The sequence below is a fragment of the Colwellia sp. MB3u-8 genome (assembly GCF_014076985.1).
Classification (GTDB): Bacteria; Pseudomonadota; Gammaproteobacteria; order Enterobacterales; family Alteromonadaceae; genus Cognaticolwellia.
Genome location: NZ_JACGVA010000075.1, coordinates 1 through 3,457, shown reverse-complemented (window position 1 = coordinate 3,457; position 3,457 = coordinate 1). Strand labels below are relative to the sequence as shown.

Here is a 3,457-nt window from a genome sequence, read left to right as displayed (position 1 = left end):
TCTAAATAGAAGCCTAGCAATGTCCTACTCTCACATGGGAACTCCCACACTACCATCGGCGCTAACACGTTTCACTTCTGAGTTCGGAATGGGATCAGGTGGGGCCATGTCGCTATTGTCGCTAGACAAAAAGGGTACAATCTAAAAAGCTGTTCAGTAAAGTATCACTACTCTACTTTTTATAAATACGTTGTTTAGTCTCTTATTCACACAATTGTCATGCGTGATGTGTATTCCTACACTTATGTCAAACTACATACACACTCAATAGTCACAAAACTACTTGGGTGTTGTATGGTTAAGCCTCACGGGTAATTAGTATTGGTTAGCTCAAGACCTCGCAGTCCTTACACACCCAACCTATCAACGTTGTAGTCTCCAACGACCCTTTAGGGAGCTTAAAGCTCCAGTGAGAACTCATCTCAAAGCCTGCTTCCCGCTTAGATGCTTTCAGCGGTTATCAGTTCCGAACGTAGCTACCGGGCAATGCTATTGGCATAACAACCCGAACACCAGCGGTTCGTCCACTCCGGTCCTCTCGTACTAGGAGCAGCCCTCTTCAATTCTCAAACGCCCACGGCAGATAGGGACCGAACTGTCTCACGACGTTCTAAACCCAGCTCGCGTACCACTTTAAATGGCGAACAGCCATACCCTTGGGACCGACTTCAGCCCCAGGATGTGATGAGCCGACATCGAGGTGCCAAACACCGCCGTCGATATGAACTCTTGGGCGGTATCAGCCTGTTATCCCCGGAGTACCTTTTATCCGTTGAGCGATGGCCCTTCCATACAGAACCACCGGATCACTATGACCTACTTTCGTACCTGCTCGACGTGTCTGTCTCGCAGTTAAGCTGGCTTATGCCATTGCACTAACCGTACGATGTCCGACCGTACTTAGCCAACCTTCGTGCTCCTCCGTTACTCTTTAGGAGGAGACCGCCCCAGTCAAACTACCCACCAGACAGTGTCCCCAAGCCCGATAAGGGCCCTAGGTTAGAACATCACGCATACAAGGGTGGTATTTCAAGGTAGACTCCACCACATCTAGCGACATGGTTTCATAGTCTCCCACCTATCCTACACATGTAGGAGCAATGTTCACTGTCAAGCTATAGTAAAGGTTCACGGGGTCTTTCCGTCTAGCCGCGGGTATACGGCATCTTAACCGCAATTTCAATTTCACTGAGTCTCGGGTGGAGACAGTGTGGCCATGATTACGCCATTCGTGCAGGTCGGAACTTACCCGACAAGGAATTTCGCTACCTTAGGACCGTTATAGTTACGGCCGCCGTTTACCGGGGCTTCGATCATGAGCTTCTCCGAAGATAACCCAATCAATTAACCTTCCGGCACCGGGCAGGCGTCACACCGTATACGTCATCTTTCGATTTTGCACAGTGCTGTGTTTTTAATAAACAGTTCCAGCCACCTGGTTACTTCGACTCTCCGATGCTTACTGAGCAAGTCATTCACATTAGAGAGCGTACCTTCTCCCGAAGTTACGGTACTATTTTGCCTAGTTCCTTCACCCGAGTTCTCTCAAGCGCCTTAGTATTCTCTACCTAACCACCTGTGTCGGTTTGGGGTACGGTTCCTATATATCTGAAGCTTAGAAGCTTTTCCTGGAAGCATGGCATCAATGACTTCAACTCCGTAGAGTCTCGTCTCGTATCTCAGCGTTTAAATGAAATCCCGGATTTACCTAAGATAACCGCCTACATACTTTCACACGGACTACCAACGCCGTGCTCACCTAGCCTACTCCGTCCCTCCTTCGCAATATATAGAAGTACAGAAATATTAATCTGTTTCCCATCGACTACGCGTTTCCGCCTCGCCTTAGGGGCCGACTTACCCTGCCCTGATTAACATGGGACAGGAAACCTTGGTCTTTCGGCGGGGGAGTTTTTCACTCCCCTTATCGTTACTCATGTCAGCATTCGCACTTCTGATACCTCCAGCATGCTTTACAACACACCTTCAACGGCTTACAGAACGCTCCCCTACCACTTGAACCTAAGTTCAAATCCGCAGCTTCGGTGACTAGTTTAGCCCCGTTACATCTTCCGCGCAGACCGACTCGACTAGTGAGCTATTACGCTTTCTTTAAAGGATGGCTGCTTCTAAGCCAACCTCCTAGCTGTCTATGCCTTTCCACATCGTTTCCCACTTAACTAGTACTTTGGGACCTTAGCTGGCGGTCTGGGTTGTTTCCCTCTTCACAACGGACGTTAGCACCCGTAGTGTGTCTCCCGCATATCACTCATTGGTATTCGGAGTTTGCAAAGGGTTGGTAAGTCGGGATGACCCCCTAGCCTTAACAGTGCTCTACCCCCAATGGTGTTCGTGCGAGGCTCTACCTAAATAGATTTCGGGGAGAACCAGCTATCTCCCGGCTTGATTAGCCTTTCACTCCGACCCACAAGTCATCACCGCATTTTTCAACATACGTGTGTTCGGTCCTCCAGTTGATGTTACTCAACCTTCAACCTGCCCATGGGTAGATCGCCGGGTTTCGGGTCTATACCCTGCAACTAAACGCGCAGTTAACACTCGCTTTCGCTACGGCTCCCCTATTCGGTTAACCTTGCTACAGAATATAAGTCGCTGACCCATTATACAAAAGGTACGCAATCACTAGACTAAATCTAGCTCTCACTGCTTGTACGTATGCGGTTTCAGGTTCTATTTCACTCCCCTCACAGGGGTTCTTTTCGCCTTTCCCTCACGGTACTGGTTCACTATCGGTCAGTTAGGAGTATTTAGCCTTGGAGGATGGTCCCCCCATGTTCAGTCAACGTTTCACGTGTGCCGACCTACTCGATTTCATGATAAGTTTATTTTCGTGTACGGGGCTATCACCCTGTATCGCTCTACTTTCCAGTAGATTCCACTAACTTACAAACCACTTAAGGGCTAATTCCCGTTCGCTCGCCGCTACTAAGGAAATCTCGGTTGATTTCTTTTCCTCGGGGTACTTAGATGTTTCAGTTCTCCCGGTTCGCCTCAACAAGCTATGTATTCACTTGTTGATACCCAACTTACGTTGGGTGGGTTTCCCCATTCGGATATCTTTGGCTATAACGGTTTTTATCACCTCACCAAAGCTTTTCGCAGATTAACACGTCCTTCATCGCCTCTAACTGCCAAGGCATCCACCACATACGCTTAGTCACTTAACCATACAACCCCAAGTAGTCTTTCGACTCATTAGTACGCATCAGAGACTAATCCGACGCAATTGTAAAGTCTGACATTTTCACGCACACAAAGTGTGTCTTGAATAAGAGTGGTAATTCATTACTAATAGATAAACTAAAAGTGAATAAACTACCGGGTTGATTACGTTTCCGAGGAGGACCCGTAATCACCATCATTAATAGGCGATATTCCTATTAATAACAGCTTGGTATTTATAATTTACAAACAACAGCGCGACACCGTGTTTGTC

General features: G+C 47.8%; 2 rRNA genes. Both read right to left on the bottom strand.

The features are described 5' to 3' along the window. Positions 1 to 11: 11 nt before the first annotated feature. A 5S ribosomal RNA gene (gene rrf / locus H4J54_RS19200) occupies positions 12 to 126 on the bottom strand. 168 nt (positions 127 to 294) lie between these two features. Beyond that, positions 295 to 3,188: ribosomal RNA gene (locus tag H4J54_RS19195) — 23S ribosomal RNA — on the bottom strand. Positions 3,189 to 3,457: the final 269 nt, after the last annotated feature.